Below are 26999 nucleotides of genomic sequence, written 5' to 3'. Positions count from 1 at the left end.
TTAATGAAAATTGCGGCTGACCGTAGCCAGTCCGCCAAGCAAATGCGACAGGTCGACGAGTCGTTTAGCGATCAGGTGTCGCACCTCGCCCTCGCATTGCCATGTGCCGTAGACGGCCAGCAACGATGCATTCAAGGTTTCCTTGCGCTGTCTTTCGAGCAGGTTGGGCCAGATGATCACGTTGACGTTGCCGGTTTCGTCTTCGATCGTCATGAAGATCACGCCCTTGGCCGTGCCAGGTCGCTGTCGTCCCGTCACGATGCCGCAGGCGCGCGCCAGCTGGCCGTTGCGATAGGTGCGCAGCGTTGCGGCCGGCATCAGCCGTTGCGCGTGCAGGGTTGGCCGCAGCAGTTCGAGCGGATGTCGCTCGAGCGTGAGCCCCACCGAGCGGTAATCGCCGACAACGGTCTCGGCCTCCGTCGGCGTACCCAGTTGCGGCGTCTCGTCCTCCGTGCGCGCGGCGGCCAGCATGTCGCGATCCGGCACGGCGGCGACCGATTGCCACAGCGCTTCGCGCCGGTTGCCGGCCAGCGACGCGAGGGCGTTCGCATCGGCCAGCACATGCAGGTCGTGGCGGTCGAGTTGCGCGCGCCGGGCGAGATCGATCACGCTCGTGAACGGTCGCACCGCACGCGCATTCTCGATGCGTTCGGCCGCGCCGTCGCGCATCCCGAGCACCAGCGACAGTCCGAGCCGCACCGCCGGCCTCAATTCGGAACCCTGCGCTTCAAGCGATGCATCCCAGCCGCTGATCGTCACATCGGCCGGCAACACCTTGACGCCATGTCGCTGCGCATCCTGCACGAGTTGCGACGGCGAGTAGAACCCCATCGGCATGCTGTTCAGCAGCGCGGCGAGGAACGCTTCGGGCTCATGGCATTTGAGCCAGCTACTCGCGTAGACGAGTAGCGCGAAACTTGCTGCATGGCTCTCGGGAAAACCGTATTCGCCGAAGCCCTTGATCTGCTCGAAAATCGCATCGGCGAACGTACGTTCGTAGCCGCGCGCGAGCATGCCGGTGACGATGCGGTCGTAATACTTCTGCAAATTGCCCTTGCGTTTCCACGCGGCCATCGCGCGCCGCAGTTCGTCGGCTTCGCCTGGCGTGAAGCCGGCTGCGATGATCGCGACCTGCATCACCTGTTCCTGGAAGATCGGTATGCCGAGCGTGCGTTCGAGCGCGGCCTCCAGCTTGTCGCTCGGATAGTCGACTGGAACGAGCTTCTGACGCCGCTTCAGATACGGATGCACCGCACCGCCCTGGATCGGCCCAGGCCGCACGATCGCCACTTCGATCACGAGGTCGTAGTAGGTACGCGGCTTCAGTCGCGGCAGCATCGACATCTGTGCGCGCGATTCGATCTGGAACACACCCATCGTGTCGGCCTTGCAGATCATGTCGAAGGTCGGGTCGTCGCCGTCGGGGATGTCGCGCATCTGGACGCGTTCGCCGCGCTGCTCGGAGACGAAATCGAGCGCGCGCCGGATCACCGACAGCATGCCGAGCGCCAGCACGTCGACTTTCAGCAAGCCCAGTGCTTCGAGATCGTCCTTGTCCCACTGGATCACGCTGCGCTCGGCCATCGCGGCGTTCTCGACCGGTACGAGCCGCGTGAGCTTGCCGCGGCTGATCACGAAGCCGCCCGAATGCTGCGACAGGTGACGCGGAAACCCCACCAGTTGGGCAGCAAGCGAAGCCCACGACTGAATGATCGGCGCGCTTGGATCGAGCCCGGACTCTTCGAAGCGCTTCAGCAACTCGGTGCCGCTATCGAACCAGTGATGCGTCTTCGCAACCGCATCGACGATCTGCGGATCGACGCCGAGCGCCTTGCCGGTTTCGCGCAGCGCACCCCGCGGACGGTAGGTCGACACGGCCGCCGCGATGGCCGCGCGGTCGCGGCCGTATTTGTTGTAGATGTACTGGATGACTTCTTCGCGCCGCTGGTGCTCGAAGTCGACGTCGATGTCGGGCGGCTCGCCGCGCTCCTTGCTGATGAAACGCTCGAACAGCATGCTGCTGCGGTTCGGATCGACCTCGGTGATGCCAAGGCAGAAGCAGACCAGCGAGTTCGCCGCGGAGCCGCGTCCCTGGCACAAGATGTTCTGGCTGCGCGCATACAGGACGATGTCGTAGACCGTGATGAAGAACGGTTCGTACTCGAGACTGGCGATCAGATCGAGTTCGTATTCGAGCTTCTCCTGCACGTCATAGGGAATGCCCGACGGGAAACGTGCGTGCGCGCCGACATAGGTTTCTTGCCTTAGCCATGAGGTCGGCGTGAAACCGTCGGGGATCAGTTCGTCCGGATATTCGTAGCGCACCTCGCGGAGCGAGAACGTACAGCGCGCCATGACCGCCAGCGTCTGTTCGAGTGCGGCCTCGGGATACAGCAGCGCGAGGCGCAGACGCGCGCGCAGATGCTGTTCGGCATTCGGCGCGAGATCGTAGCCGCATTCGTGCACCGGGCGCCCCACGCGGATCGCCGTCATGGTGTCCTGCAACGGCTTGCGCGAACGCACGTGCATCACGACATGACCGAGTGCCACGACCGGCACGCCATGCTGTTGCGAAACATATTCGAGCGCACCGCGATGGATGTCGTCCATGGCGCGCTGATGCAGGATCAGCCCGCACCAGGCGCGGCCCGGGAACGTCTCGTCGAGCCATTCGATCTGTGCATCCAGCCGCTCTTCCTGCGCGGGAAATTCCGGCACGAGGATGGCGAGGCAATCGGGCATGCCGCGCAGGTGACCGTACTGCGGGTCGGGGCGCGACAGGTCTTGTGGCGTCAGCCGGTATTGACCCTTCGGTGCGCGGGTGCGCGCGAGCGTGATCAGCTCGGACAGGTTGCCGTAGCCCTCGCGGTTCTGCGCGAGCAGGATCAGCCCGAATGCCGGCGAACCGTCGGCATGGACGAGCCGGAAATACGAACCGATGACGAGCGGCAACTTCGCGGTTTCTGCGGCGATGTGCGCGCGCACGGCACCAGCCAGCGAGCATTCATCGGTGATGGCGAGTCCTGCGTAGCCGAGTTGCACGGCGCGTGCCACGAGTTCATCGGCATGCGATGCGCCGTGCAGGAACGAGAAATTCGACAGGCAGAACAGCTCGGCATAGGCCGGCAGGGGACGGGCAACTGGATTCATCGCACGTCACCCAAAGAGTCCGTGCAGGAACCAGTGCGGATCGTTTTCGTCGCGGCTGCTGATGAGTTCGCGATAGATCCAGTAGCACGACTGGTCGTCGGCCTGGGCGACGAAGTAGTCGCGCTTGACGAGTTGCTCGTCGAACCAGCCGGCCTCGATGCGCTCGCCGGTCGAGGCCATTTTCAGCGGCGAGCCGTAGAACGGCCGATTGTTGCGCATCAGCAGTTGCACCGGCGTTTCGAGCAGCCATGTGGGGCGCGGCAGTCCGACGGGTAACGGCATGGGCTGACCCGCTTGGCCGGACTGGCCAAGCGGCACCCAGCGGTTAGCGACTTCCGGCCGATGATCGGCACCCGGCATGGGGCGCAGCACGTTCTCGTTGCCGAGGCGCGCCGCCAGCAACTCGACGAGCCGCGCATGATCTTCCGCCGAACCACCCGGTTCCTGGAAGAGCGTGCCCGAAGGCGGTTCGGCGGCCTGGACTTGGGCAGCGTCGAGCCGCAACGCGATGACCGGTGCCTCGAGCGTGAGGCGCGCAAGCCGTTCGCGGAGCAGACGGAGCAGATGGTCTTCGCGCCATGCCGGTTCGCCGAGCGCGATCTCGATGACGGTAGGGGCAATGGCGAGCCGGCCGCGTTCGTGTTCCAGCAGCAACTGCACGCCGGTTACCGCCAGTTGCTTCGCGCACAGCCAGCCGCATAGCTGCACGACCAGCCGATGCGCGGCAAAGAGCGCGCCTTCGGTATGTTCGAGACGATCGGGTAACTCAATGCGGGCGGAAAAAGTGGGCGGCAAATCGAGCCAGTCGAATAGTTCGGGGGCGGTGCCGAATGCGCGATCGAGCGAATCGAGCAGGTGTTCGCCGCAGCGGCGCTGCAAGCCCGCACGCGGCAGTCGCCGTACGTCGGCAATCGTTTCGCAGCCGAGGCCGGCAAACCAGTCGACGAACGGTCGCACTTCGACCACCGACCAGAGCGGCACGGTGGCGAGGTGCCGTTCAAGCGAGCGCATCTTCAGCAGGCGCCGGTTGCCGCGCTTCGCGAGCAGCCACGCGCCCTGGCCGGTTGGCGCGAGACTCACGCGCGCGCTGAAGCCGAGCGTGGCCAGCAACGCCTTCGCTGCGCGGCACAGATTCAGCACGCCGCCAAAGAGCCGCAGGCTGGCGCTGATATCGACGATGACCGTGGCTTCTTCGGCCAGCGCGACCTCCGGCGAGAACTGCATCAGCGTGATCGCGACGGCGCGCTGCGCGTCGATTTCGCGCGCCACGTCGCGCTCGAACATCTCGACGCCGGGCGCGAGCGTGAGCACGCCGCCGCGCTTCATGCCGGGACGGATACCGGCCGCGCGGGCCGTGCGGCTGGCGACCAGCACGCGGTCCTGCTCCAGTACCGCACAGCCGTGCGCCGGCTCAGGCAGCCACTTCGGCCTGAAGACCTCGAGCTGCAACCGGGGCAAGTGGACGGCGAGCAGTACGCGCATGACGGGAAAACAGTACCGGTGTGGGTTGAAGGGGAAGCGACAGAGGTTCGGTGCGCAACGGACCTCGTCGCTTGACGATGTCGACGCTGAGGCCATCGCCGCAAGCGCGCAGGGCCAGCCGCAGCAACGCGGGCGAAGCGTCTTTCGCGGCCGCCAGCGGCCGGATCATCACGAAGAGCGTGTCCGACGACTGCGCGGCGAGATGCAGCCGCCGCAGCGACGACGTCTGCACGTGCTGCCCCCAGAACAGCAACGCGCCGCAACTGCCGGCGCGCAGGATCTGTTCGGCGGCCCAGAGCGCGTCGACGGTTTTCGCCGCTTTGACCAGCATCAGCCGGCTGAGCGGCACGCCGATATAGTCGAGCCCGGGGCCGTTCGGAACGTGCGGCGGCTGGACCAGCGCGATGGGGCGTTTGTTGCTGGTACCGCCAGTACCGCCGATGCCGCCGGTCGCACCGAGCGCCGGCGCCAGCAACCGCATTTCGCCGACGCCCGCCTGCTGAACCAGCAGGTCGATGAGCGCGCCGACCGGCCAGCCGCCGCCGGGTAGTTCCGCGGAGAGTGCGGCGTAGCCGGTGTCGAGCGTGCGCGCATGGTGACGCGCGAGCTGCGACGCCCGCCAGAGCGACGGATGCAGGTCTTCCGGGTGAGACGCGAACGCGGACGGAGAAGAGGGCATCGGCTGATTGCAAAAATCACTGTATATATGTACAGTATCCTACACCGAAAACCGGAACGGCAAACGGCTACTTTCCGGCACTCATCCAGGTCAGCAGGAATTGCACGACACAAGGTAATGGAGAGCGAATCATGTATGTCCGCACTATCGCGCTGACAACGCTACTCTTCGGCGCGGCTTCGGTCGCTCATGCGGAGACCTACATCGAAATCTGGAATCCGCCGGAGGCGCGTGCGCATCCGCCTGTGCCGCGTGTTTCTCGCAGTACGCGGTCGCATGCCGGTGTGTCGGTGCCGCGTCTGGCCAAACGGGTGACCGAGCCCACGCTGCCCGGCGAATCCGCGCAGGCGTTGGCGCAGTCGCCGAAGAAGCGCGGTGTGCCTGCCATCCCCATGCTGCCCCGCAAGATCGGCCCGGACGGCCGTGTCCTGCAGGTCTGAGCGAGTGCCCGTGACTCCGGATGCAAATGAACCCGGCAAGCTACCGTCTGCCGATGAACTCAGCGCCCATTCCACAGCAGCCTTGCTGTGCTATCTGGCCGTGAGCGAACTGGCGGCAGTCGTACTTCACGACACACCATCAACGGATGCGCAGCTGGTCGAATCCGCGCGCATCTGGCTCGCGCGCCACGCGCTCGATGCGGGCTGGCTCGAACGGGTGACGTTTGCCCGCAAGGCACGCCGCATCGCGAAGCGCTTCGTCGTCGGGCAGACATGGTCCGCCGCACAGTTGCAGCCGTCGAACCTGTTCCTCGATGCGACCACCACGAATCCGGCAGACCCGGTCGTGGCGCAGGTCTGGCGCGCATGCACCGACGCCGATGCTGTGAACTGACTGTGCTTCGTCACTACCGAGGGACGGCGAAATTCGTTCAACTGGGTGCAGCGACCTGGTAATCATTGGGTAACCAGGCCCCATGAAATCCAGCGGGAATTCGCCTGGGCAGATGTACCGTTGCGATCGGAGCGTTGTCTATATTCTTGCCGTCGAGAATGACCAGATCACTGGTATCCGTTGCCTGGCGATAGACACATACGAGCAGCCAGCCATCGTCTTCGACAGAGGCGCCGGGGCGCGCCACGAAGACCGGTTCGCTGTTCTGGTCACCTTCGGGAACGCTATATCGCTGTAGTGAACCGGACTCGAGATCATAGCGAACGACACCGCGAAATTCGGTATTGGTCGGTTGTTCTGCGGCATAGAAAAATCGATAGGGACGGCCGGTTCGTCCTTCGTTGATGCGAGGCAGTTCGATATGGATATCCGCGATTTGTCTTTCCGCCACGGTTCCGTTGTCGAGGTCGATGACGTAGCGCCACGGAATGCCCAATGGAGCGGTCTCGAATGTTGACCCTCCATCAGCGAGACGAAAATATCGGGGATATCGAATCGCATCCAGCACAACGGTCGCCTCGTCGGCGTCGTACGCATTCAGCACGTGCTGGATAAAGCACGGCGCTATGTCAAACCAGCGCAGCTCGCCGCCATGGCGAGGCATGATCCCGAGCCTCGCCTGATGGTCGTCGCGCCAACGCAATGGCATTCGATATCCTCTCGACAGCATCGAGAAGTCGTACCCGACATTAAGATCAAGAAAGATACTGCGGGTAGCAGTGATTGCCATGTCGTGCATCATCGAGGGCGACGACATCTCGATCTCGATGTCGACACCCGGCATACCGCTCGCGTCCGTCACGGCATAGCGCAAAAACGGCTTCTTCCAGTCAGCGCGAAAGCTCATCAGTTCACCCGTTTCCGGGTCGATTTTCGGATGGGCCGTCATGCCGTTTGCCAGCCCAGGATGACAACGGGTTGCGCCGAGTGTTTCGAGTTCAGCTGTCATGGCAAGTGGAGGGCCGCCCTCAGACAATGCCAGTATTTCGCCCGCGTGGAAGAGCACATTCACGTTCGGATTCGTATCGAGCAGGGTCGGTGAGGCATCGGGGTTATATACGTCAGCCCACCGTTTTGTACGAGCCCAGCGATTCCTGTAACCCGTTGCGTGGCCGTCGTGCAACGAGATGGCATGCAGCATGGCATCTTCGGGCCACCAGTCCAGCACGTCGTTTCCCTTGAAGCGGCCACGCAGAGGGTTGGGTCCGTTGCGTAGCAGCACACCGTTGAGATCCTGCGGAATCGCTCCTGTGACGGGAAGATCGATAAGGTCGACTTCATCGGGCACGGCCGCTCCGGCGCCGGAATTCAAGTCGAGTGTGGTCATGTTGGTAGTCCTTCTATCCGGGCGTCGTAGGGCACACATCGTCACCAGCGCCAAAAGCGGGCGCGATTGCGTGATCGCACCTGTCCTCGGGCCAGGTGGCGATGAGCTAATTTATATCCGGGTGAAAACATTGTCAATTAAATCCGGGTATAAATATGGGCGACCGCCACGAATCCGGCAGATTGTGCAGAGCCGCTACATCAGCCGGTCGGCAGCTGGGCGTTGAAAACCGCCAGTTGAGCGGCGAAAGCGCGCTGGTACGCGGGGCGCGCTTCGCCGCGGGCGACATAGGCGAAGAGCTTCGGAAATTCGTCGAGCAGGCCCGATGGTTTCAACCGGAGTAGCACCGCGATCATCATCAGGTCGCCCACGCTGAACGCACCATCGAGCCAGTCGGCACTGCCAAGGCGATCGGACAGCTCGCCTAGCCGGCCACGGATGCGATCCAGGACCATCAGCAGGCGCTCCTCGTACCACGGCTTGTCGCGCTCCAGAAACTTGACGGTCTGGAGATCGAGGATAGTCGGCTCAACCGTGTTGAGCGCGGCAAACATCCATGTGATCGCGCGTGCCCGGGCGTGCGCGTCGTCGGGTAGCAGGCCGGTATGGGACTCTGCAATATGAAACACGATCGCCCCCGACTCGAACAGCGCAAGCGTGCCTTCTTCGTAGGTCGGGATCTGCCCAAATGGATGAATCGCTCGATGCGCGGGTTCTTTCATTGCACTGAACGACACCAGACGAACCTCGTAAGGCTGGCCCGCTTCTTCAAGCGCCCAGCGAACCCGCATGTCACGTGCGAGTCCCTTGCCGCGATCGGGCGACCGTTCAAAGGCGGTGATAACGGGGAGCAGTGGAGGGGGCATGCTGACTTCTCCTTTGTTTGATGTCTTGTCAGGTGCCGGATACACAACCCGGCGCATACCTGGTCGACGTTCGAGATCGGGCTAAATCGACATCTCTTGGCTACTTTTCTTATCGAAGAGCGGTTTCTAATCAGATTAGACCGTCTCATTAGCGCCGCTTCGCCGGCTGCGCATGAAAGAATCTTTACGCTTCTTCTTTGCTCCCAAGGCGAGCACGCGCGGTTGCGATCGACTGATGCAGCTTTTCCTGCAAGATTTCGCGAGACGGCAGTACGGTCAGATATTCCGCGACGTGGATTCCGCTCTTGCCCAGCTCCAGAAGTTCGATCTGCTCCTGCTTCTTTCCCGCGCAGAGGATGATGCCGATCGGCGGGAGTTCGTCGCGTTCCTGCTCGTGGCGGGTGAGCCAGCGCAGATAGAGTTCCATCTGGCTTTTGTATTCAGCCTTGAAGGCGTCGAGTTTCAACTCGACGGCAACAAGCCGTTTCAACTTGCGGTTGTAGAACAGCAGGTCGATATAGAAATCGTCGTTGTCGATCTGCAGGCGTTTCTGGCGGGCGACGAACGTAAAGCCCGCACCCAACTCCAGCAGGAACTGCTCCATTTCGCGCAGGATGGCGTTTTCGAGATCGCCTTCGAGGTAGCGGTCGCTCAGCCCGAGAAAGTCGAGCACATAGGGATCTTTCAACACGACGTCGGGCGGGGTGGGCTGTTCACTGCGTAACAGCGAAAGCTCGTGCCGGATTGTGTCTTCCGGCTTGCGCGAAAGCGCGCTGCGCTCAAACAGCAACGAGTTGACACGTTCCAGTAGCTGGCGCGACGACCAGCGTTCGGCACGACACAACTCGATGTAAAAGTCCCGTTTCAGCGGATCGTCGATGTAAATCAACGTTTTTAGATGGGTCCAGCTCAATTCTCTCCGCACTGCGGAGAGAATTGGTTCATCCTGAAACACCTCGGCCAGGCGAACACAGTGTCGCAACTGGCGCTCGCTCCAGCCGCGGCCGTACTCTGCTGTCAGGCGTTCAGCGAGCCCGGCCACGGTTGCATCGCCGTAGCCGGCGCGCGCATTCCGCAGAATGTTCACGCGCACCCGGTGGCCGATCTGCCAGTAGAGCAGCGATAGTTCCGCGTTGACCGCCGCAGCGGCCCGCGATCGCGCGGTGTTAATGAGGCGCCGCACATCGTCGAGCAGGGTTGAAGGAAAAAGATCGGTCATCTTGCCAAAGCCAGCGTGCCTGATCGCACGGTCCATGGGGAAAGACCACCTTACCGAGGGATGGCAGAAGGAGAAACCTGGCCGAATGGTCTCCGCAGCGCAGAGACAATCCGTCGTCAAGAACCTGTCACCATCCACTCATCAGCGCCGCTTCACCGGCTGCTCCAGATCCTCAGGCACCGGAATATGACTCGTCGACTTCACCTCGCGCAGCGCGAGACTCGACTGTATCGACGCGACGCCAGGTTGCTTGCGCAACACACGCTCGATGAAATCGCCGTAGCTATCGAGATCGCTGGCCAGCACCTGCAGCAGATAATCGGCGTCGCCGGTGACCTTGTGGCACGACAGCACCTCCGGCAGTTTCGCGACCGCTTTCTCGAAGCGGTCCGGTGCATTGTCGCCATGCGACAGAAAGCGCACGAACACGAACGCGAGCACGTCGAACCCGAGCTGGCGCCGATCCAGATTCGCCTGGTAGTCGCGAATCACGCCTTCGTCTTCGAGACGCTTTCGTCTTCTCCAGCACGGCGTCACGCTCAGCGCGAGACGCTCGCTCAACGCGGCGTTCGACAGCCCGCCGTCCTCCTGCAATAAACGCAGCATCGCGCGATCGGTTGCGTCGAGTTCCGGTTTAGGGCGATTCGTTCTCATATATCAAATTTAGTAGTTTGTTTGTGCGGGAAGTGTAGGTTTGAGTAGATCGAAAAGCAAATTAAATGCCCCACGGGGTCGATACACTGTTCGCTGAACTCTGTATGGACCCAACCCGTCATGCTTACTGTATTCAGCGAGTCTCATCGTTTGCACTACGGCATCGAGCTGAAAGATGGCCTGATCGCCCGATCCTTCGAAAACCCGCAGCGCGCCGACACCGTGGTCGCACGCGTGCGCGCAGCCGGACTCGGCGAGGTGATCGGCGAGACGCACTACGACCGCTCGCACTACGTCGGCGCGCACAGCGACCGCTACGTGCATTTTCTCGAAACGGCGTGGGCCGAATGGTCCGCAACGGGCCGCAAGCACGATGCGCTGCCACTTGTCTGGCCGGTGCGTACGTTACGCGACGATATCGAGCCTTCGTTTATCGACGGTAAACTCGGTTACTACGCCATGGATGCCGGTTCGCCGATCGGCGCCCATACATGGGAAGCCGTGTGCAGTAGCGCAAACGTCGCGCTGACCGGTGTCGATGTCGTGCTGGCCGGCGCACGCGCGGCGTTCGCGTTGTGCCGGCCGCCCGGACATCATGCGGCGCGCGAATACATGGGCGGCTACTGCTACCTGAACAACGCAGCGATCGCGGCACAACGCTGCCTCGCCCACGGCGCGCGACGGGTCGCCGTACTCGACGTCGATTTTCATCACGGCAACGGCACGCAGGACATTTTCTACGAGCGCGCCGATGCGCTGTTCGTCTCGCTGCACGGCGATCCGCGTGTGTCGTTTCCGTATTTCTCGGGTTTCGCCGATGAAGAGGGCCGCGGCGTTGGGCTCGGTTTCAACGCCAACTATCCGCTGCCCGAAGGGACCGACTGGCCGCGCTACAGCCATGCACTCGGCGATGCGGGCAAGCGCTTGACGGCCTATGCGCCGGACGTGCTGGTCGTATCGCTCGGCGTCGATACGTTCGAAGGCGATCCGATCAGCCACTTCGCGCTGAAAAGCAACGACTTCATCCGTCTTGGCGAAGCGATCGCGCGTCTCGGCATGCCGACGCTGTTCGTGATGGAAGGCGGCTATATGGTCGACGAGATCGGCACGAATGCCGTGAACGTGCTGCTGGGATTCGAAGGCCGCGCCGCGTGAGGGTGCGTTCATCCTTGCGCTCGACTGCAGAGCGCGACCGTTTTTATCAAATCAATAGAGGAAAGTGATCATGACTCGATATATCGATGTCAACCATGTCGCCCAACTCGTGAATGAAGTGGGTGTCGGCAAAGTCATCGCATCGATGGCGTCTTACATCGAACAGGACTACCGGCGCTGGGACACGTTTGAAAAAACGGCGCGCATTGCGAGCCATTCGCCGGATGGCGTCATCGAATTGATGCCGACCGCCGATGCGAAGCTGTACGCGTTCAAGTACGTCAACGGTCATCCGAAGAACACGCGTGTCGACATGCTTACCGTGATGGCATTCGGTGTGCTCGCGGATGTCGATAACGGCTATCCGCTGTTGTTCAGCGAGATGACGCTCACCACGGCGATCCGCACGGCGGCCACCTCCGCGCTGGTCGCTCGGTATCTGGCGCGCAACGAGGCACGGTCGATGGCGCTGATCGGCAACGGCGCGCAAAGCGAATTCCAGGCGATCGCGTTCCACACGATGCTCGGTATCGATGAGATCCGAGCCTACGACGCCGACCCTGCGGCCACCGACAAGCTGATCCGCAATCTCGCTCCGTTCCGCGGCTTGCGCGTGGTGCGTGCACACACCGCCGCCGAGGCGGTACGCAGCGCCGATATCGTGACGACCGTCACCGCCGACAAGACCAACGCCACCATCCTGACGCCCGACATGATCGAGCCCGGTATGCACATCAATGCGGTGGGCGGCGACTGCCCCGGCAAGACCGAACTGCATCCCGATGTGTTGCGCGCGGCGCGCGTGATCGTCGAGTTCGAACCGCAGACACGCATCGAGGGCGACATCCAGCAACTGCCGCACGACCACCCGGTCATCGAGTTTCATCGTGTGCTGTCGCATGCGGAGAAAGGACGCGAATTCGATGGGCAGATCACGGTGTTCGACTCAGTTGGTTTTGCGCTGGAGGACTTCTCGGCACTGCGCTATCTGAACGACGTCACGCAGGAACGTAGCATCGGCGCGTTGCTCGATCTGATTCCCGAGCCGGCGGATCCGAAGGATCTGTTCCGCGTGCTCGCCTCGGGCGAGATGCAAACCGACGCACAAGCGCAGGCACGCTCGCCGCAGTCGTTGCGTGAATCTACTGGCGAACTAAAAGGCGAACTAAAGAGCGACCCAAGGCTCGCACTGCAAAGCGATTCGACGCATGCACGCGCGGCAATGCCGGCGCTCTGATCCATCGTCGATACAAACGCGCCACCCATCGGCGCTCAAGATATGGAGGAGACAACCATGAAGGGCAGTTCCAGCCACCGCACATTGGCGCTGACGATCATCGCCGTAGCCTGCACGCAGGCCGTCGCAGCGCACGCCGATCAGGTCGTAAAGATCGGCCACTCCGCACCGTTGACCGGCGCGATCGCGCATCTCGGCAAGGACAGCGAGAACGGCGCGCGGCTCGCGGTCGAGGAGATCAACGCGAAAGGGCTCGTGATCGGCGGTCAACGCGTCACGTTACAACTGGACTCGCAGGACGACGCGGGAGATCCGCGCGCCGCGACGCAGGCCGCGCAGAAGCTCGTCGACGACAAGATAGTCGGCGTGGTCGGTCATCTGAATTCGGGCACGTCGATCCCCGCGTCGCGCATCTACAGGGACGCGGGCATCGTGCAGATTTCCCAGGCCGCGACCAATCCCGCGTACACGCAGCAGGGCTTCAAGACCACCTACCGTGTAGTTGCCACCGACGCGCAGCAAGGCCCCGCGCTCGCCACTTACGCGGCACAGTCGCTACACGTGAAGACGGTCGCGATCGTCGACGATGCGACCGCCTACGGCCAGGGCCTCGCCAACGAATTCGAGAAGACCGCGAAATCGCTCGGTATTCGGGTCGTCTCGCATGACGCGACCAACGACAAAGCCATCGATTTCCGCGCCATCGTCACGAGGATCAAGGGCGAAAACCCCGACGCGATCATGTACGGCGGCATGGATGCGACCGGCGGCCCGTTCGCGAAGCAGGCGCGGCAACTCGGTGTGCGCGCCCGGGTGCTGGCCGGCGACGGCGTATGTTCCGGCGATCTGCCGAACCTCGCGGGCACGGCGGCGGACAACGTGGTGTGCTCGGAAGCGGGCATGGCGCTCGACCGGATGCCAGGTGGCACGGCGTTCGCGTTGCGCTACCAGAACCGCTTTCATCAGCCGTTGCAGGTGTATGCGCCGTTTGCGTACGACGCGGTGTTCATCATCGTCGACGCGATGCAGCGCGCGCAGTCCACCGATCCGGCGAAAACGCTCGCGGCCATGCCGGCAACCCACTATCGCGGGGTGATCGGCGAAACGAGCTTCGATGCGAAGGGCGATCTGCAGCATGGCGTGATTTCGCTTTACACGTACAAGGACGGCAAGAAGCAACTGCTCGACGTCGTCAAGTTGTGAGCGATCAGTACGCAACCTCAGCCGGAACACGATACCCACGCGGCGCTCGTCGGGTGGGGATACCTGTCGTGCTTCTTTAGGCTGCGCGGGACCTTAGGTGCGAGGGCCGAGCGGATCGGCATGGCGATGAACGAGTTTCCACGCGCCGTCTTCCAGACGAAAGAGCTCGGTCACGCGCAGATTCATGTCCATCGGCGTTGCCAGATTGCCTATCGTCACGCGGGCCTTCTGAATGCCGACCCAGTAGGCGGACGTGCTGTCGACGTGAACCTGGAGCGTTTCGAGTTCGCTATCGCCACGCCTGAAAGGTGCAGCCTGCTTGCGAAAGACTTCGGCGATGGCCCCGGCCTGCTGTTCGACCGTGCCGGTAGGGCCGAAGAATGTCACCGGTACGCGAGTCGCAATCAACCGCGTGACCGGTCCCGCATTACCGTTTACGAAAGACTGGCCCGCGGCTTCGCGGTCCTTGAAGAACTGCTGGAAATCGGTGTTAGCGTTTGCCATTCGTTGCTCCGTGAAGTGATGGGAATGCATTCCCGCACGATCGGCACGCATCCATGCGGGCGTCCTGTCTCACCCATTAGACGTGGCAGCCCCTACCGTTGTGACAGACCATCGACCGGTGCTTCAACACCGGATCGTTTTGCGGTTGGGAGGCTTGATGACGGTTTCAGCACGGACTGAGTTGTTGCCCATCCGCACTGTCCTGGATCTGCCAGCCCATCGCCTGCAATGCGTCGCGCAAGCGGTCGGCCTCTGCCCAGTTCCGTTCGGCGCGGGCGTTCTCGCGCTGGATGACAAGCTCCGCGACGTCTGCGGGAATATCGAAGCTGCCTGCCCGCCATGCGGCGAGGTTCAAGCCGAGTACCGTATCGAAACGATCGACTGTTGCCCGACGCGTTTCGACGGGTAGTTCGCTCCTGACCATTTCCCACAGCACCGCCAGCGCGCGCGGCAGATTCAGATCCTGGTTGACCTCGGCGTCGAAGCGAGCGACGAAGTCTTCGTCCGCGGTGCCACCCGAGGGCCAGCTCGCATAGGCTTTGCGCAGTCGATCAAGCGCGGCCTGTGCGCCCTCGAGCGCCTCCTGCGTGAACCGCAGCGTGCTCCGATAGTGCGCTGTCAGGCACAGATAACGGTAGGCCAGCGGATCGAAACCGCGCTCGACCAGCGTCTCGATGCGCAGGAAGTCGCCGCTCGACTTCGACATCTTCGCGGCATCCAGCATCAGGAAGTGACCGTGCATCCAGAAGTTCGCGAGCCGCGTGCCGTGGCACGCCTGGGTCTGCGCGATCTCGTTGCTGTGATGCACGGCGATGTGATCTTCGCCGCCGCAATGAATATCGAACCACGGGCCGAGATACTTCGCCGACATCGCCGAGCATTCGATATGCCAGCTAGGAAAGCCGCGCCCCCACGGGCTGTCCCATTCCATTTGCCGGGTGGAATTGGCGGGACTGAATTTCCATAGCGCGAAGTCGGTGATGCTGCGCTTCTCGCCGAGTGCGACGCGCTTGCCCGCTTGCAGACCGTCACGGTCGAGGCGCGCCAGAAAGCCGTAGTCGTCCTGCTTGCTGGTGTCGAAGTAGACGCCGTCGGTGGTGCGATACGTGTAGCCGTTCGCTTCGAGTGTGGCGATGAAGGCGATCTGTTCGGCGATGTGGTCGGTCGCGCGGCACCACAGGGTCGGCTCCAGCAGGTTGAGCGCGTGCCAGTCGTCGATAAAGGCTGCGGTATAGCGCTCCGCGATATCCCAAGCCGATTGTCCGGTGCGGCGACTGCCTTTTTCCATCTTGTCTTCGCCTTCGTCCGCATCCGAAGTGAGATGTCCGACGTCGGTGATATTGACTACGTGCCGCACGTTGTAGCCGTTCAGCGCCAAGACGCGACGCAGCACGTCCTCGAACACATTGCCGATATGCGCGTGGTCGTAGACCGTGGGTCCGCAGCAGTACAGGCCGACATGATCGGGCTGTAGCGGCGTAAAAGGGCGCACGGTGCGCGACCAGGTGTCGTATAGGGCAAGAGGCATCGAGATGCTCCGTATGGCAAGGCGGCTTTAAAAACACAAAGGCCACCGGTTTTTCAACGGGTGGCCTTGGGGAAGCGGATGTGATGCGAAGCGACGCGCTAGACGCGAACTCCCCCAGGCAGGCAGCAACAGCATGCGAGTGCATGGGTGGGGCTGGAATGGGAGAGGGCGCGGGTAAGCATGGGAAGCATGCTAACGCGCGCTTTTCGCCAGGTCAACGAAGGCGGGCCCACGAAGCGGGCCCAAAGCATCGGACTTAAATCGCCGTCGTCACCGGCGCAGTCGCAGCCGGATCGGTGATGCTGACCTTGCCTGTCTCGACGTGACCCGCGATACGGCGCAACCAGTTCGCGTTTCCTGCGACCGTCAGTTGCAGGTCGTACCACTGGTTGCTGCACGACAGGTCCCAGTGCGCCTCGATGCTCTTGCCCGCCGGTACGCTCAGCGTGCGCGGCGGCTGGCCGTAGGCGAGATCGGTGGCGGTGATGGTCAACGCGGTGGCCCCGGCGTTGGCGAGCGTCAGATAGACGTGGCCATTCGCGACGTCGTAGCAGGTCACTACATCGGGTTTTGCCGCCGCATCCGCACTGGCGGAACCCGCGAAGCGCCGGAAATAACCGTTCGGACCGTAGACGTTCACGAGGTAGTTGCCCTTCGCATCGAGGGCCCAGACATCGCTCAACTGCTTGCCCGCTTCCACCGTGTAGCGACGCGGCATTGCAGTCGGGTCGCCGGTGTACACCCAGAAATGCGCACCTTGCTTACCGGTGTTGGCAAACGTCAATGTGTATCCCTGCGCCTGCAACTGGCCATTCACATGCAGCTCGTAGGGCAGCGCGCGTGCAGGTCGCGTGCCGGGCTCCTGCGCCGTAACCACCTGCTGTGCGTTGCTGGCGGGCGCGGTCTGCGCAGTCGGACGTGCGCACTGCTGGTCGGACTGGGCGATATACGACTGGGTACTCGGCAGCGTCGGTACCGCGGGGTCCGACTTCGAGAAATCGAGCGCCGAGGTCAGATCGCCGCAGATCGCGCGGCGCCACGGCGAGATGTTGGTTTCCGTCACGCCGAAACGCTTCTCGATGAATTGCAGCACCGACGTGTGATCGAACACCTGCGAGCAGACGAAGCCACCCTTCGACCACGGCGACACCACCGTCATCGGTACGCGAGGGCCGAGGCCGTAGGGCAGGTTATCGGCGGTATAGGTAGTTTGTGTTGCGGTGACGACGTCGTGGCGTTCGAGCGAAATGTCGACGGTGCTCAAGCCCGAGCCCGGCAGCGTCGGCGCCTGCGGCGGCACCATATGATCGAACAGGCCGTCGTTCTCGTCGTACATGATGAACAGAACGGTCTTGCTCCATACATCCGGGTTCGACGTCAGCGCATCGAGAATCGTCGAGATGTAGTTGGCGCCGTAAAGCGGCGTGAACTTCGGATGTTCCGAATAGGCCGCCGGCGGCAGCAGCCACGACACCTGCGGCAGGGCATTGGCTTCGACGTCGGCCTTCAGTTGCGTGAGCGTGCGTGTGCTCATGCCGCGGTTTTGCAGCGACGAACCGGCCGGCGCGTTTACGAAATTCTGGAAACAGGCCAGCATGTTCGTGCCGTAGTTGCCTGTGAAATTATCGAAGCCCGTGCCTTGCTGATAGATCTGCCACGAGATGCCGGCCGTTTCCAGCCGCTCGGGATAGGTGGTCCAGTTGAAGGGCGCCAGCTTGATGCTGTCGAACTGGTTGTCGATGTAGTCGGTGTTGTCGAGCAGCGGGCCGCCGCCGGTTGCCTTCGGATCGACCATACCGGTCATCAGGTACATGCGGTTCGGGTGAGTATTGCCCGGGATCGAACAGAAATAGTGATCGCAAACCGTGAACGCGTCGGCGAGCGCGTAGTGGAACGGAATGTCCGCGCGCACGTGGTAGCCCATCGTCATGTTCGTTTTCTGCACGGCCCATTTGTCGCCGCGACCGCCGTCTATCGCGCCGTGCGTCGTGCTCCACGTATGCGGCAGACCGCCGATACATTGCGCGTTGACGCCCGGATTCGTCGTGTCGTAGCGAAACGGCGCGATGACTTTGGTCTGGTCTTCCTGGCGCGGCTGGAACCATACGGGCTGGCCGTTCGGCAGCGTGACGGGGAAGCGGTCGTTATAGCCGCGCACGCCGCTCAGGTGACCGAGATAGTGGTCGAACGAGCGGTTCTCCTGCATGAAGACGACGATGTGCTCGACGTCCTGGATGGTGCCGGTGACCGAATTCGGCTCGATGGCGAGCGCCTTGCGGATCGACTCGGGAAACAGTGCGGAGGCGACGGTCGCGCCGGCTACGCCGGCTGACAGCTTCAAAAAATCGCGACGGGATTTGGGGTTCATGCGGAAGTTCATGCGCGGGGTTCCAGGCTGGATTCGATCGTCAGGATGCGGGCGGGACAAAGCCCGGCGGACAGCTCATCTTGGTATTGGCGAGCGTGGTGTTGCCACATGCTGCCTTGGGTGGGTCGATGTCCGCACCGCACGCACCGATGAGCGTCGTCGCGCCCAACAGGCCGATCAGTGCCAAAAGCCGAAATACCGGCATCTGCATGAATTGCTCCGGGAAAGATCAGGAGATAACGGAAATAGGGGGACGCTCAAGCATCCGCTGAAGCCACGTCGGGGCGCAAGCTAGCCGCGAAGATAGTTTCAATTTATTACAGGAAGGTGTCTTGAAAGCTAACCGTTACCGGAATCAAGGCAATCAGGGCACATCGGCGATTGCCGGCGGCCAGACGATCTCGAAGCGTTCGAACACCGTGTCGATCTGATCGTGCATGTCGAAACCGTCTTCGGCGGCCTGGGCGCCGAAGAATGCGCGGTGCGCGTCGAGCCAGAAGGCGCGGCTGCGGTCGCCTTCGCCTTCGTCCCATGCAAAGCGGTCGTCGACGGCGATGAGCGGCTTCACGGTGACCTCGGTGGTGCGCCAGATCGCGCATGGCACACCGTCGCCGTCGACGAGCACCACGTAGTCGCCAGGCTTCGGCAGTGTGTCGGGTGCCTGCGCGTAGTAGCGTGCGAGCGATGCGGTCGCACGCTTGGTCCCGGCGACAACGAGTTCGGCCAGCTCATTCGCCATCTCAGCGCTGTCGCCGAAACTGACCACCTCATAGCTAGTCGGGCCGATCCCGGCGTGCGATGCATAGGCACGCCAGAATGCGTCGGATTGCGGCGTTTTGCTGTCCATTGGCGTTCACCTTTGGTGGCGGTTGAAGAACCTGTATGTGCTTCGTCAGCGACACCCCTCAGAGAGGGGCGCACGAAAGCATACACACAACCGCATGCATTGACCGCCATGCGCCAAAGTCCCGACTCACTCCGGTACCGACTGCACCAACGGCTTGTCCTTCTCGACAATGAACGTGGCAACAATCGTCGATTTTTCGGGGCCGTTTTGTACGCTATGTGGCGTAAGCGGCGGAATCTGATAGCCGTCGCCGGCTTTTACAACGAGGTCCGGCTCGCCCTGTATCGACAGTGTGATGCTGCCCGTGGCGATATAGCTGGATTCGACGCCCGAATGCATATGCCGCGCGACGCGCTGTCCTGGCGAGAGATCTTCCGAAACAAGGATGCAGGCGTACTTGTCGCCGGGGTACTCCGTTTTCGCGAGGAACCTGAGGGGGTATTTCGGCGCATCCTGCGCATCGGCGTTGCCTTGAAACAAAGCTAGACCAACCGCGGCGCCAAGCGCGCCAGATACGAAACCGCGTCTATTCAGCATGGTTGTGCTCCTTCAGTCTGGATAACAGGCATGACGATGACGATCACATGCCATGAGTAAAGCGGTGCACCGCTTGATCCAAACCTTAGGCGCGTTCGAAGTCGTTGCGAGGGGATTCTTGTCGGGCTGTGTATCCCTCAGGAAGATAGATACATGCCGATACAAATTTCCGTATGCGAGCCGTCAGCGATTCCGCGATGCCACGCATTGCCGCGTGCGCAAATTCCCGCAGACGGAATCGATAGCACAAAAAACTCGAAGCAGCGCATTGACCCGTGCGGATCGGTCCACGCATGATGCATAGCCGCTGTGCGGAAAGCGCATCGGCATATCGACGCCATTGACGCATCGGCAGACACGCTGACGGACACGAAGAGACTCACGCATATGACATCGAAGAAAGACATCAACGCCGCCACGCACGACGGCGCACGTCGCACACTGTTGAAAGCCGCAGGCGCGGCTACGCTGGCCGTCGCGCGCGGCACGACGCTGTTGGGCGGCGCCGCGGCATTTGCGGCGAGCGAGGCGGCCCACGCACAAGGCAACGGCAAGACGCTGCGCATCGGCTATCAGAAGTACGGCAACTTCATCGTGCTGAAGGCGCGCGGCACGCTCGAAAAGCGTCTCGCTGCCCAGGGCGTCGCGGTGCAGTGGCTGGAATTCCCGGGCGGACCGCAACTGCTCGAAGGTTTGAACGCGGGCGCGGTCGATGTCGGCACAGTCGGCGAGACACCGCCGATCTTCGCCCAGGCCGGTGGCGTCGACCTCGTCTACGTGGGCAGCGAGCCGCCGGCGCCGAAGGGCGAAGCGATCATCGTGCCGGCCGACTCGCCGATCAAGACGGTCGCCGATCTGCGCGGCAAGAAAGTTGCGCTGAACCGCGGCTCGAACGTTCACTATCTGCTGGTCAAGGCGCTGCAGAGCGCCCAGGTCGACTACAAGGAAATCGTACCGGCCTATCTCGCGCCTGCCGATGCACGTGCGGCATTCGTGCAGCGCGGCGTCGATGCATGGGTGATCTGGGACCCGTATTACGCGGCGGCCCAGCGTCAGACCGGTGCGCGCGTGATCGTGGACGGCGAGGGTCTCGTGCGCAACACGCAGTATTACGTCGCGAGCCGCAAGTTTGCCGCTGCGCAACCGCAACTGGTCCATGCGCTACTCGATGAAACCGCGAAGGTCGACGAGTGGGCACGCGATCACATTCCGGAGGTTGCGGCGCAGTTGTCGCCGCTTACCGGTCTCGATACCGCGACGCTCGAAGTCGCGCTTAAACGCGCGGGCTACGGTGTGCAGCCGATAGATAGTGCGACGCTTGCGTATCAACAGCAGATCGCCGATGCGTTCACGAACCTGAAGCTGATTCCGCGCAAGATCGAGGTTGTTGATGCCCGGTGGCAGACGGCGTGAGGGTGGTGTTGCCGATGTGCCGGCTGTGAACAGCGTTATCGAGCAAGCCGCCACGCGGTGACCGGCTGTTGCGCAGGCAGTCCTCCGTGCGGCGGCTCACCATGCGTCGTCGAAGCCACACCAGGTTCCACAAAATCCGCCAGCACCACATCGCGCAAACGAATGAAGCGCGGATCGCTGCGCTCGCGCGGGCGCGGCAATGCAACGTCGACGATACGTTCGATGCGACCCGGGCGCGGCGCCATCGTGACGACGCGATCGCCCAGATAGAGCGCTTCGTCGACGTCGTGCGTGACGAGAATCATCGTGATGCGTTCGTGTTCCCAGATGCGTTGCAGCTCGTTCTGCAGGCGACCACGCGTGAGCGCATCGAGCGCGCCGAATGGTTCGTCGAGTAACAGCACGCGCGGCCGGTTCACGAGTCCCCGGGCAATCGCGACGCGCTGCGCCATGCCACCCGACAGCTCATGCGGATACGCGTTCTCAAAACCGTTCAATCCGACGAGCGCGATGTGCTCAGCGACGGCATCGCGCTTTTCTTTCGCCGACAGCGGTGCGTTGCGCAACGCTGCGTGAATGTTCTGCGATGCAGTGAGCCACGGAAACAGCCGATGGTCCTGAAACACGATCCCGCGCTCTAACGACGTGTCGCGCACCGGCTCGCCGGCCACGCGGATCGTGCCGCGATAGTCGGCATCGAGCCCCGCGATCAGACGCAGCAGCGTCGACTTGCCGCAACCGCTCGCACCGACCACGCTGACGAATTCGCCAGGCCGCACGCGCAGCGTGATGTCGTCGAGCACGGCGAGCGGCGCACCGCGCTGCGCGTAGTGTTTGCTGACGTGAACGATGTCGATGCCTTCGGAAGAGAGGGGGGCGGTCGTCATGAACGGTCCTGTGCGAGTGGGGCGGTTTTCAGGCAAAACAACCGAGGCAAAACAACTCAGGCTGATACCGCATCGGGCCGGCGCGCAAACACCGCCCGCTCGATTGCACGCGCAAGCGCATTCAGCGCCCAGCCCGTCAAACCGACGACGATGATCCCGAACAGCACCAGGTCCATCCGGAACTGCTCGCTGCCGTCGATCAGCGTATTGCCGATGCCGCGGCCCGCCACCAGTAGATATTCGGCGCCCAGCGTCGCGAGCCAGGAGTAAATCAACGCGAGATAGATGCCGGTGAAAATCGACGGCAGTGCGGCGGGCAGGATCACATGGCGGATCAGTTGCAGGCGCGAATAGCGGAACGCGCGCGCGACTTCGATATACGCGCGCGGCACGGAATGAATGCCGTCACAGGTATGTGCAGCAACCGGCAGCAGCGCGGCGAGCGACAGAAACACGACCTTCGCGGCATCGCCGAGACCGAACCAGACGGAGATCAACGGAATCCACGCGAACAGCGAGATCTGCTTGAACGTGTCGAAGCTCGGCGCGATCAACCGCGTCGCGATACGCGACAGTCCAAGCGCACTGCCGAGCAACAACCCGGCAATGCTACCGATCGCGAACCCGCTAGCTTCGCGTGCGAGCGATGCCGACAACGCGCGCACCAGCGCTCCGCTGACGATCTGCTCCCACGCGGTATGCGCGACATCGGCGGGACTGACCAGCAGGCCACTCTTCACCAGATGCGCCGCGCTCACCGTCCACCACAACGCAAAGACCACGAGTGGCAAGACGAGGCCCCGCCAGTCGATGCGACGCGATAACGATTTTTCGTCGGCGGCTGACAGAGCGTCCTGCTCGACGGCGTCGCAGCCGCACGGCGGCGGCCCCTTGCGCCGGTTATGACGACGCAGACGAAGTTGCGCGGGAATTCGGTTCGACGCCATCGTGTGCTCCTTCTACGCAGGCGGTGATGCGAGGGTTATTCGCGAAACGCGGACGGTTGCCCACGCCGCAGACGCGCTTCGAGCGCATCGAGCAACCGGTTCATGGCGAGGCCAATAGCGCCGACCACGACGACCGACGCCATCACGAGATCGAGTTGAAATAGCTGCCGGCCGTAGACGATCAGATAGCCGAGCCCCTCGGACGAAGCGACGAGTTCGACCACGACGAGCGCAAGCCACGCCTTGGTAAACGCAAGCCGGATACCGGTAGCAAGCGTCGGCACGGCCGCGGGCAGCACGAGATAAACGATGCGTTGCCAGCGGTTGTATTTGAAGACCCGCGCGACCTCGTCGAGCGTGGCAGGTGTTTGCCGGAAACCTTGCAGCGTACTGAGCGTGACCGGCACCAGCGCGGCGTGCGCAATCAGGATGTACTTGAGCGGCTCGCCGACGCCGACGAGCAACAGCAGAAACGGTAGCCAGCCCAGCACCGGAATCTGCACAATCGCATTGAAGGAGGGCAGCACGTACGCTTCGAGCGTCCGCGACAGTCCAAGCGCCGCGCCGATCGCAAAACCGGCCACGGTGCCGGCGCCAAAGCCGAGCAACACGCGTTGCAGACTGATCAACGTATTGCTGGCGAGGTCGCCGCTGCGCGCGAGTTCGATGAAGGTGTCGTAGACGCGCTCGGGCGGCGGCAGGATCTGCGGGGCGATCCAGCCGCGCTCGCAACCGATGCTCCACAGCGCGAACAACGCGACCGGCAGAAGCCACGGCGCGAGATGCCATGCCAGTGCGCGCAGCACGTGGCGCGCACGGCGACCCGACGAAGCGGCGCTGACAGTCGTATCGCCAGGGGCTGCGTGCAGCGGAATTGCGGTATCGCTCATCGTCGCGCTCCGTCGGATGGGGCGAGTGTGGTCGCTCAGGCGAGCGGTTTGCCCGCTGCGTCATAGGGCGTCCAGTAATGCTCGAGTTTCAGCGTGCGCAGCGCGTTATCGAGGTAACGCGGCTCGAACCAGCTGTCGACTTCGACCGGCTGGCGAATCAGCTTGAGCTGCAACGCCGCTTGCGCGACGGCCTTGTAGCGCCCGACGATAAACGGATCGATCAACGGCGAGTTGCGTTCTTTCAAGGTCCGGTTCGCGAACTCCGCTTTCCACGACGCAACGCCTACACCGCTCTTCGCCCACTGCTGGAATAGCGCATCGCGATTCGCCTCGTCCGACGACCATTGCGCGCCTTTGACAAACGCGTTCACCACGCGCTGGACGATCTCCGGATGTGCATGCTCGAAGTCTTCGGTGACGAGCAGATGCGATTGCCGCGTGAACTGCGGGCCATCGGTCTGCGATTCGTAGATGATCTTCGCGAGCCCCTGGTCGCGCAGCTTGTACAGGTGATAATCGTTGACCGACGCATCGATACCCTTCGAAGCCAGCGCCGCGAGCGAGCTGGCCGTGTCGAGATTGAGCACGCGCAGATCGCGTTCGTCGAGATGGTTCGCGGCCAGTACGTTGTCGGCGACGAGCTGCAGGTTGGTGCCGCGAAAGATCGATACGCGGCGGCCTTTGAGGTCCTTGATCGAATGGATGTCGGAGTCGGGCGGCACGGCGATCTTGATGCCGACGCGCACGCCCGATTCGAGCAGGATGCGCGTCTTCAAACCGTTGGCACGCGCGAGTACCGCGGGCAGATCGCCTTGAAAGGCGAAGTCGAGTGATTTATTGGCGATCGCTTCGTTGACTGCGGGACCGGCGCCCTTGAAGAACAGCCATTCGACCTTGATGCCGTCGGCGGCGAATTCCTTTTCCAGTAGTTGCTGCTGTTGTACGGTCGCCGCGGGCGAACCGCCGAAGGTCGGTGGATCGCCGGTGCCTTGATCGGCGACGCCGATGCGGATCGTCGCCGGCTTGTCGGCGTGGGCGTTGACCGCGGCGATGGACAGCGTCGACAGCACGAGCAGCAGTTTCAGGAAGCGGGGATAGCGCATGAGGTTCGAGTGAAAGTGCAGGGCAAGAGATAGGGGCACGCGCAGCCCCGCATAACCCGAGGTAGCGTGAGGCTTGCTGCGCGAATGACTTGCGTCGAACGGGAACAAACATTCTTGTCGACGGTACGGGGCAGGACAAGAAAGTATTTGAGCTATGCATATCGCCGGTGGCGTATTCGCTTGTCGTCGTGGCGAAGAGGGGAGTTGCGTTCCGTTGTAGTGACGGAATCGATGTGCGGACAGCAGCGTGCCCCTCATCGGTCAGGTACAGAAGTACCAGGCGATCTAGTCCTGGGCGATCTGGCTGGGGTTGTCGCGCGGCGCTACATTGCACCCACTCCAGTTGCCCCGACACTGCCATGAAACAAAGTCCATCCACAGACGAAAACATCCCGGCTCACGCGGGCGTCGAATCCACTGCGCCGAACGACGACGCCACACTGCACGTGCTGCAGATGCGCGAAGTGCATCATCGGGTGCGCAACAGCCTGAACCTGATCTCGTGCACGTTGCAATTGCAGGCACGGCAATCGGACAGCGAGGAAGTGCGCCGCGCACTGTCGATCGCGGTCGAGCGGATCGACAGCCTTGCGCGTATTCACGGGCATCTATATGGGCACGACCAGCAACGTACCCGCGATGCGCTCCCATACCTGGAAAATCTCGTGCGCGATCTGCACGACGCATTGCTGTCGCCACTCGACGCCCGCCGTATCGAACTGCTACCGAGCGAGCGTTTCACGGTAAGCGACGACGAGATGATGTCGCTGGGATCGATCGTCACCGAGCTCGTGACGAACGCGATCAAGTACGGCACCGGCGATATTGCGGTTGGCGTGCAGCGTACGCCGGCATACGTGAGCATCGTCGTGGAGAACGAAGGCCGCGGTTTTCCATCCACCTTCAATCGCGCGACCGATGCCGGCTTCGGGCTACGGCTCGTGAACCATTTGTGTACGCGTTCGGGCGGCGAGATGGCGATCGAGCCGTCGCCGACGTCGGGCCGGGTCGTGGCGCGGATTGGGGTGCGTTAAACAGTGCTTTGAGCATGGTTCTCACGCTCCGCGTCGAGATACCGTTCGACGATGCGGCGAAACTGCACGAGTGCCGAGTCCATGGCGAAGGCCATCATCGTGAACGAGGGATCGCGTGCGAGATTGCGCTGCTGCGCGGTGATGATCGCGCGGTCCTCATCGAATGCCTCGACGATCGACTCGTGAATCGCGCGTGTCACTTCGGGTCGATCGATCGCGAAGTTGTGCGGATGCCCGAAGAAGTAGTGCGTCGACGTAGCAGTTTCCGGTGTCAGCGCCTGGCAGCCGCGAAACTCGGCGGCGTCGATCCGCCGGCCTTCGAATGCGCCTGTGCCGACCGGGGCCATGCCCGAGTCCATCCGCAGGATGCCCGGAATGGTGAAATCGTAGATATTCCAGCGGTCGACCTTGCCCGGCCATGCCTTCACCGCAGCGGCGAATGGCGGCACATCGGTGTCCATGGTCCAGCGCGTCACGCGTACGCCGTTGTCGAGCCGCTCGACCAACGGCCGGATCTTCGCGTAGCTTTCCGGACCGCCGAGCGTGGTCGGATGCACGAACGGCAGATGCGAGAAATCGAGCAGGTTGTCGCAGATCAGCAGGTAATTCACGTCGTAGTGAATGTAGCCGGGCAGGCTGCGCCAGTCGGGGTCGTCGAGCCAGTGCGTGTCGGGAATCGCGTCTGGGTCGGCGAGCGCCGCGTCGCCCATCCAGATCCATATCCATCGATGCCGCTCGACCACCGCGAAGCTGCGCACCCGCGCTTGAGCCGGCACGCGGTCCTGGGCCGGCGCCTCGATGCAGGCACCGCTGCAGTCGAATTTCAGGCCGTGGTACAGGCAGCGCACGTCGTCGCCTTCGCGCCGGCCGAGCGACAGCGGGGCGCCGCGGTGACAGCAGCGGTCCTCAAGCGCGACCACCGTGCTGTCGGCGCTGCGATACATCAGGACCGGAATGCCGGTAATCGTGCGCGCGAAGAAACCGTCCGCGTCGATCTCGTGTGACCACGCGGCCACGTACCACGTGTTTTGAATAAACATCGTGCTGTCTCCAGTCATGTTGTCGATTGCATTGC

25 protein-coding genes are annotated in these 26999 nt (G+C 62.6%); 7 read left to right on the top strand and 18 right to left on the bottom strand.

Annotation, left to right across the window (positions count from 1 at the left end; all coding sequences use genetic code 11):
- From FNZ07_RS12565 to imuA, 3 genes are read right to left on the bottom strand one after another with little or no spacing between them, the layout of a single operon-like run.
- On the bottom strand, positions 1-3150 hold the full coding sequence (locus tag FNZ07_RS12565; RefSeq protein ID WP_091006752.1) for an error-prone DNA polymerase: 3150 nt from the start codon (positions 3148-3150) through the stop codon (positions 1-3).
- 6 nt (positions 3151-3156) lie between these two features.
- Entirely contained in the window at positions 3157-4632 is a 1476-nt protein-coding gene (locus FNZ07_RS12560; RefSeq protein WP_091006751.1) for a Y-family DNA polymerase, read from the bottom strand.
- Positions 4562-5311, bottom strand: coding sequence for a translesion DNA synthesis-associated protein ImuA (gene imuA, locus FNZ07_RS12555; RefSeq protein ID WP_091006749.1), 750 nt, complete (start codon positions 5309-5311; stop codon positions 4562-4564). Before imuA ends, FNZ07_RS12560 begins: the two co-directional genes overlap by 71 nt.
- A 131-nt stretch (positions 5312-5442) precedes the next feature.
- On the opposite strand from imuA, the gene FNZ07_RS12550 reads away from it, so the two are divergent.
- Together FNZ07_RS12550 and FNZ07_RS12545 are read left to right on the top strand one after the other, a co-directional pair.
- Positions 5443-5751 carry a hypothetical protein gene (locus tag FNZ07_RS12550; RefSeq protein ID WP_091006746.1) on the top strand — a complete coding sequence of 103 codons (309 nt, stop codon included), beginning with the start codon at positions 5443-5445 and terminating at the stop codon, positions 5749-5751.
- Between the two features lie 10 nt (positions 5752-5761).
- Positions 5762-6145, top strand: coding sequence for a hypothetical protein (locus tag FNZ07_RS12545; RefSeq protein ID WP_143098002.1), 384 nt, complete (start codon positions 5762-5764; stop codon positions 6143-6145).
- Between the two features lie 37 nt (positions 6146-6182).
- Here the strand turns inward: FNZ07_RS12545 and FNZ07_RS12540 are convergent, their stop codons facing one another.
- From FNZ07_RS12540 to FNZ07_RS12525, 4 genes are all read right to left on the bottom strand, one after another.
- On the bottom strand, positions 6183-7532 hold the full coding sequence (locus FNZ07_RS12540) for a carotenoid oxygenase family protein (protein WP_091006741.1): 1350 nt from the start codon (positions 7530-7532) through the stop codon (positions 6183-6185).
- Between the two features lie 200 nt (positions 7533-7732).
- Positions 7733-8398, bottom strand: a complete 666-nt coding sequence (locus FNZ07_RS12535; protein ID WP_211367841.1) for a glutathione S-transferase family protein — start codon at positions 8396-8398, stop codon at positions 7733-7735.
- Between the two features lie 184 nt (positions 8399-8582).
- The gene (locus FNZ07_RS12530; RefSeq protein ID WP_091008744.1) at positions 8583-9617 is read right to left on the bottom strand and encodes a PDDEXK nuclease domain-containing protein; all 1035 of its coding nucleotides are present in this window, start codon (positions 9615-9617) and stop codon (positions 8583-8585) included.
- 141 nt (positions 9618-9758) lie between these two features.
- Positions 9759-10271 carry an Lrp/AsnC family transcriptional regulator gene (locus FNZ07_RS12525; RefSeq protein ID WP_091006739.1) on the bottom strand — a complete coding sequence of 171 codons (513 nt, stop codon included), beginning with the start codon at positions 10269-10271 and terminating at the stop codon, positions 9759-9761.
- A 120-nt stretch (positions 10272-10391) separates the two neighbouring features.
- Here FNZ07_RS12525 and FNZ07_RS12520 point away from each other — a divergent pair, with 120 nt between their 5' ends.
- From FNZ07_RS12520 to FNZ07_RS12510, 3 genes are all read left to right on the top strand, one after another.
- A complete protein-coding gene (locus tag FNZ07_RS12520; protein ID WP_091006737.1) occupies positions 10392-11426 on the top strand; it encodes a histone deacetylase family protein in 1035 nt (344 codons plus the stop codon).
- A 70-nt stretch (positions 11427-11496) separates the two neighbouring features.
- Positions 11497-12663: an ornithine cyclodeaminase gene (locus FNZ07_RS12515; RefSeq protein ID WP_091006734.1), complete on the top strand. Its 1167-nt coding sequence runs from the start codon at positions 11497-11499 to the stop codon at positions 12661-12663.
- Positions 12664-12720: 57 nt separating this feature from the next.
- Positions 12721-13866: a branched-chain amino acid ABC transporter substrate-binding protein gene (locus FNZ07_RS12510; protein WP_091006733.1), complete on the top strand. Its 1146-nt coding sequence runs from the start codon at positions 12721-12723 to the stop codon at positions 13864-13866.
- A gap of 93 nt (positions 13867-13959) precedes the next feature.
- On the opposite strand, the gene FNZ07_RS12505 is transcribed toward FNZ07_RS12510, so the two are convergent.
- The 6 genes from FNZ07_RS12505 to FNZ07_RS12485 all read right to left on the bottom strand — a co-directional run bounded on the left by FNZ07_RS12505 (position 13960) and on the right by FNZ07_RS12485 (position 19650).
- Entirely contained in the window at positions 13960-14370 is a 411-nt protein-coding gene (locus FNZ07_RS12505; RefSeq protein WP_170275732.1) for a YybH family protein, read from the bottom strand.
- Between the two features lie 166 nt (positions 14371-14536).
- A complete protein-coding gene (cysS, locus tag FNZ07_RS12500) occupies positions 14537-15898 on the bottom strand; it encodes a cysteine--tRNA ligase (protein ID WP_091006729.1) in 1362 nt (453 codons plus the stop codon).
- 256 nt (positions 15899-16154) lie between these two features.
- On the bottom strand, positions 16155-18266 hold the full coding sequence (locus FNZ07_RS12495; RefSeq protein WP_091008742.1) for a phosphocholine-specific phospholipase C: 2112 nt from the start codon (positions 18264-18266) through the stop codon (positions 16155-16157).
- Positions 18267-18306: 40 nt separating this feature from the next.
- Positions 18307-18477, bottom strand: coding sequence for a hypothetical protein (locus tag FNZ07_RS33605; protein ID WP_170275731.1), 171 nt, complete (start codon positions 18475-18477; stop codon positions 18307-18309).
- A 153-nt stretch (positions 18478-18630) separates the two neighbouring features.
- Positions 18631-19113, bottom strand: coding sequence for an ASCH domain-containing protein (locus FNZ07_RS12490; RefSeq protein WP_091006727.1), 483 nt, complete (start codon positions 19111-19113; stop codon positions 18631-18633).
- Between the two features lie 126 nt (positions 19114-19239).
- Positions 19240-19650, bottom strand: coding sequence for a cupin domain-containing protein (locus FNZ07_RS12485; RefSeq protein ID WP_091006726.1), 411 nt, complete (start codon positions 19648-19650; stop codon positions 19240-19242).
- A gap of 387 nt (positions 19651-20037) precedes the next feature.
- Between FNZ07_RS12485 and FNZ07_RS12480 the strand changes: the two genes are divergently transcribed.
- Positions 20038-21063, top strand: a complete 1026-nt coding sequence (locus tag FNZ07_RS12480; RefSeq protein WP_091008739.1) for a sulfonate ABC transporter substrate-binding protein — start codon at positions 20038-20040, stop codon at positions 21061-21063.
- Between the two features lie 35 nt (positions 21064-21098).
- Here FNZ07_RS12480 and FNZ07_RS12475 read toward each other — a convergent pair whose 3' ends face one another.
- Genes FNZ07_RS12475 through FNZ07_RS12460 form a run of 4 tightly spaced genes read right to left on the bottom strand, consistent with a single transcriptional unit; the run spans position 21099 to position 24890 of the window.
- Positions 21099-21950: an ABC transporter ATP-binding protein gene (locus tag FNZ07_RS12475; protein WP_091006724.1), complete on the bottom strand. Its 852-nt coding sequence runs from the start codon at positions 21948-21950 to the stop codon at positions 21099-21101.
- A gap of 56 nt (positions 21951-22006) precedes the next feature.
- The gene (locus FNZ07_RS12470; RefSeq protein WP_091006722.1) at positions 22007-22897 is read right to left on the bottom strand and encodes an ABC transporter permease; all 891 of its coding nucleotides are present in this window, start codon (positions 22895-22897) and stop codon (positions 22007-22009) included.
- A 35-nt stretch (positions 22898-22932) separates the two neighbouring features.
- Positions 22933-23787 (bottom strand): ABC transporter permease, encoded by an 855-nt coding sequence (locus FNZ07_RS12465; RefSeq protein ID WP_091006720.1) that lies wholly within the window; start codon positions 23785-23787, stop codon positions 22933-22935.
- A gap of 35 nt (positions 23788-23822) precedes the next feature.
- Positions 23823-24890, bottom strand: coding sequence for an ABC transporter substrate-binding protein (locus FNZ07_RS12460; protein WP_091006718.1), 1068 nt, complete (start codon positions 24888-24890; stop codon positions 23823-23825).
- Positions 24891-25249: 359 nt separating this feature from the next.
- On the opposite strand from FNZ07_RS12460, the gene FNZ07_RS12455 reads away from it, so the two are divergent.
- Positions 25250-25924, top strand: a complete 675-nt coding sequence (locus tag FNZ07_RS12455) for a sensor histidine kinase (protein ID WP_091006716.1) — start codon at positions 25250-25252, stop codon at positions 25922-25924.
- Here the strand turns inward: FNZ07_RS12455 and FNZ07_RS12450 are convergent.
- Positions 25921-26964, bottom strand: coding sequence for an aromatic ring-hydroxylating dioxygenase subunit alpha (locus FNZ07_RS12450; RefSeq protein ID WP_091006714.1), 1044 nt, complete (start codon positions 26962-26964; stop codon positions 25921-25923). The two genes, FNZ07_RS12455 and FNZ07_RS12450, sit on opposite strands and share 4 nt — an antisense overlap.
- Between the last annotated feature and the right edge of the window lie 35 nt (positions 26965-26999).

Origin of the sequence: Paraburkholderia megapolitana, from assembly GCF_007556815.1 — a bacterium.
Taxonomy (GTDB): Bacteria; Pseudomonadota; Gammaproteobacteria; order Burkholderiales; family Burkholderiaceae; genus Paraburkholderia; species Paraburkholderia megapolitana.
This window is presented reverse-complemented; position numbering and strand designations above follow the sequence as displayed.

Coding starts and splice junctions, on each gene's coding strand:
- FNZ07_RS12565 (WP_091006752.1), bottom strand. CDS start 3,150: ATGAATCCAGTTGCCCGTCCCCTGCCGGCCTATGCCGAGCTGTTCTGC.
- FNZ07_RS12560 (WP_091006751.1), bottom strand. CDS start 4,632: ATGCGCGTACTGCTCGCCGTCCACTTGCCCCGGTTGCAGCTCGAGGTC.
- imuA (WP_091006749.1), bottom strand. CDS start 5,311: ATGCCCTCTTCTCCGTCCGCGTTCGCGTCTCACCCGGAAGACCTGCAT.
- FNZ07_RS12550 (WP_091006746.1), top strand. CDS start 5,443: ATGTATGTCCGCACTATCGCGCTGACAACGCTACTCTTCGGCGCGGCT.
- FNZ07_RS12540 (WP_091006741.1), bottom strand. CDS start 7,532: ATGACCACACTCGACTTGAATTCCGGCGCCGGAGCGGCCGTGCCCGAT.
- FNZ07_RS12535 (WP_211367841.1), bottom strand. CDS start 8,398: ATGCCCCCTCCACTGCTCCCCGTTATCACCGCCTTTGAACGGTCGCCC.
- FNZ07_RS12530 (WP_091008744.1), bottom strand. CDS start 9,617: ATGACCGATCTTTTTCCTTCAACCCTGCTCGACGATGTGCGGCGCCTC.
- FNZ07_RS12525 (WP_091006739.1), bottom strand. CDS start 10,271: ATGAGAACGAATCGCCCTAAACCGGAACTCGACGCAACCGATCGCGCG.
- FNZ07_RS12520 (WP_091006737.1), top strand. CDS start 10,392: ATGCTTACTGTATTCAGCGAGTCTCATCGTTTGCACTACGGCATCGAG.
- FNZ07_RS12515 (WP_091006734.1), top strand. CDS start 11,497: ATGACTCGATATATCGATGTCAACCATGTCGCCCAACTCGTGAATGAA.
- FNZ07_RS12510 (WP_091006733.1), top strand. CDS start 12,721: ATGAAGGGCAGTTCCAGCCACCGCACATTGGCGCTGACGATCATCGCC.
- FNZ07_RS12505 (WP_170275732.1), bottom strand. CDS start 14,370: ATGGCAAACGCTAACACCGATTTCCAGCAGTTCTTCAAGGACCGCGAA.
- cysS (WP_091006729.1), bottom strand. CDS start 15,898: ATGCCTCTTGCCCTATACGACACCTGGTCGCGCACCGTGCGCCCTTTT.
- FNZ07_RS12495 (WP_091008742.1), bottom strand. CDS start 18,266: ATGAACCCCAAATCCCGTCGCGATTTTTTGAAGCTGTCAGCCGGCGTA.
- FNZ07_RS33605 (WP_170275731.1), bottom strand. CDS start 18,477: ATGCAGATGCCGGTATTTCGGCTTTTGGCACTGATCGGCCTGTTGGGC.
- FNZ07_RS12490 (WP_091006727.1), bottom strand. CDS start 19,113: ATGGACAGCAAAACGCCGCAATCCGACGCATTCTGGCGTGCCTATGCA.
- FNZ07_RS12485 (WP_091006726.1), bottom strand. CDS start 19,650: ATGCTGAATAGACGCGGTTTCGTATCTGGCGCGCTTGGCGCCGCGGTT.
- FNZ07_RS12480 (WP_091008739.1), top strand. CDS start 20,038: ATGACATCGAAGAAAGACATCAACGCCGCCACGCACGACGGCGCACGT.
- FNZ07_RS12475 (WP_091006724.1), bottom strand. CDS start 21,950: ATGACGACCGCCCCCCTCTCTTCCGAAGGCATCGACATCGTTCACGTC.
- FNZ07_RS12470 (WP_091006722.1), bottom strand. CDS start 22,897: ATGGCGTCGAACCGAATTCCCGCGCAACTTCGTCTGCGTCGTCATAAC.
- FNZ07_RS12465 (WP_091006720.1), bottom strand. CDS start 23,787: ATGAGCGATACCGCAATTCCGCTGCACGCAGCCCCTGGCGATACGACT.
- FNZ07_RS12460 (WP_091006718.1), bottom strand. CDS start 24,890: ATGCGCTATCCCCGCTTCCTGAAACTGCTGCTCGTGCTGTCGACGCTG.
- FNZ07_RS12455 (WP_091006716.1), top strand. CDS start 25,250: ATGAAACAAAGTCCATCCACAGACGAAAACATCCCGGCTCACGCGGGC.
- FNZ07_RS12450 (WP_091006714.1), bottom strand. CDS start 26,964: ATGTTTATTCAAAACACGTGGTACGTGGCCGCGTGGTCACACGAGATC.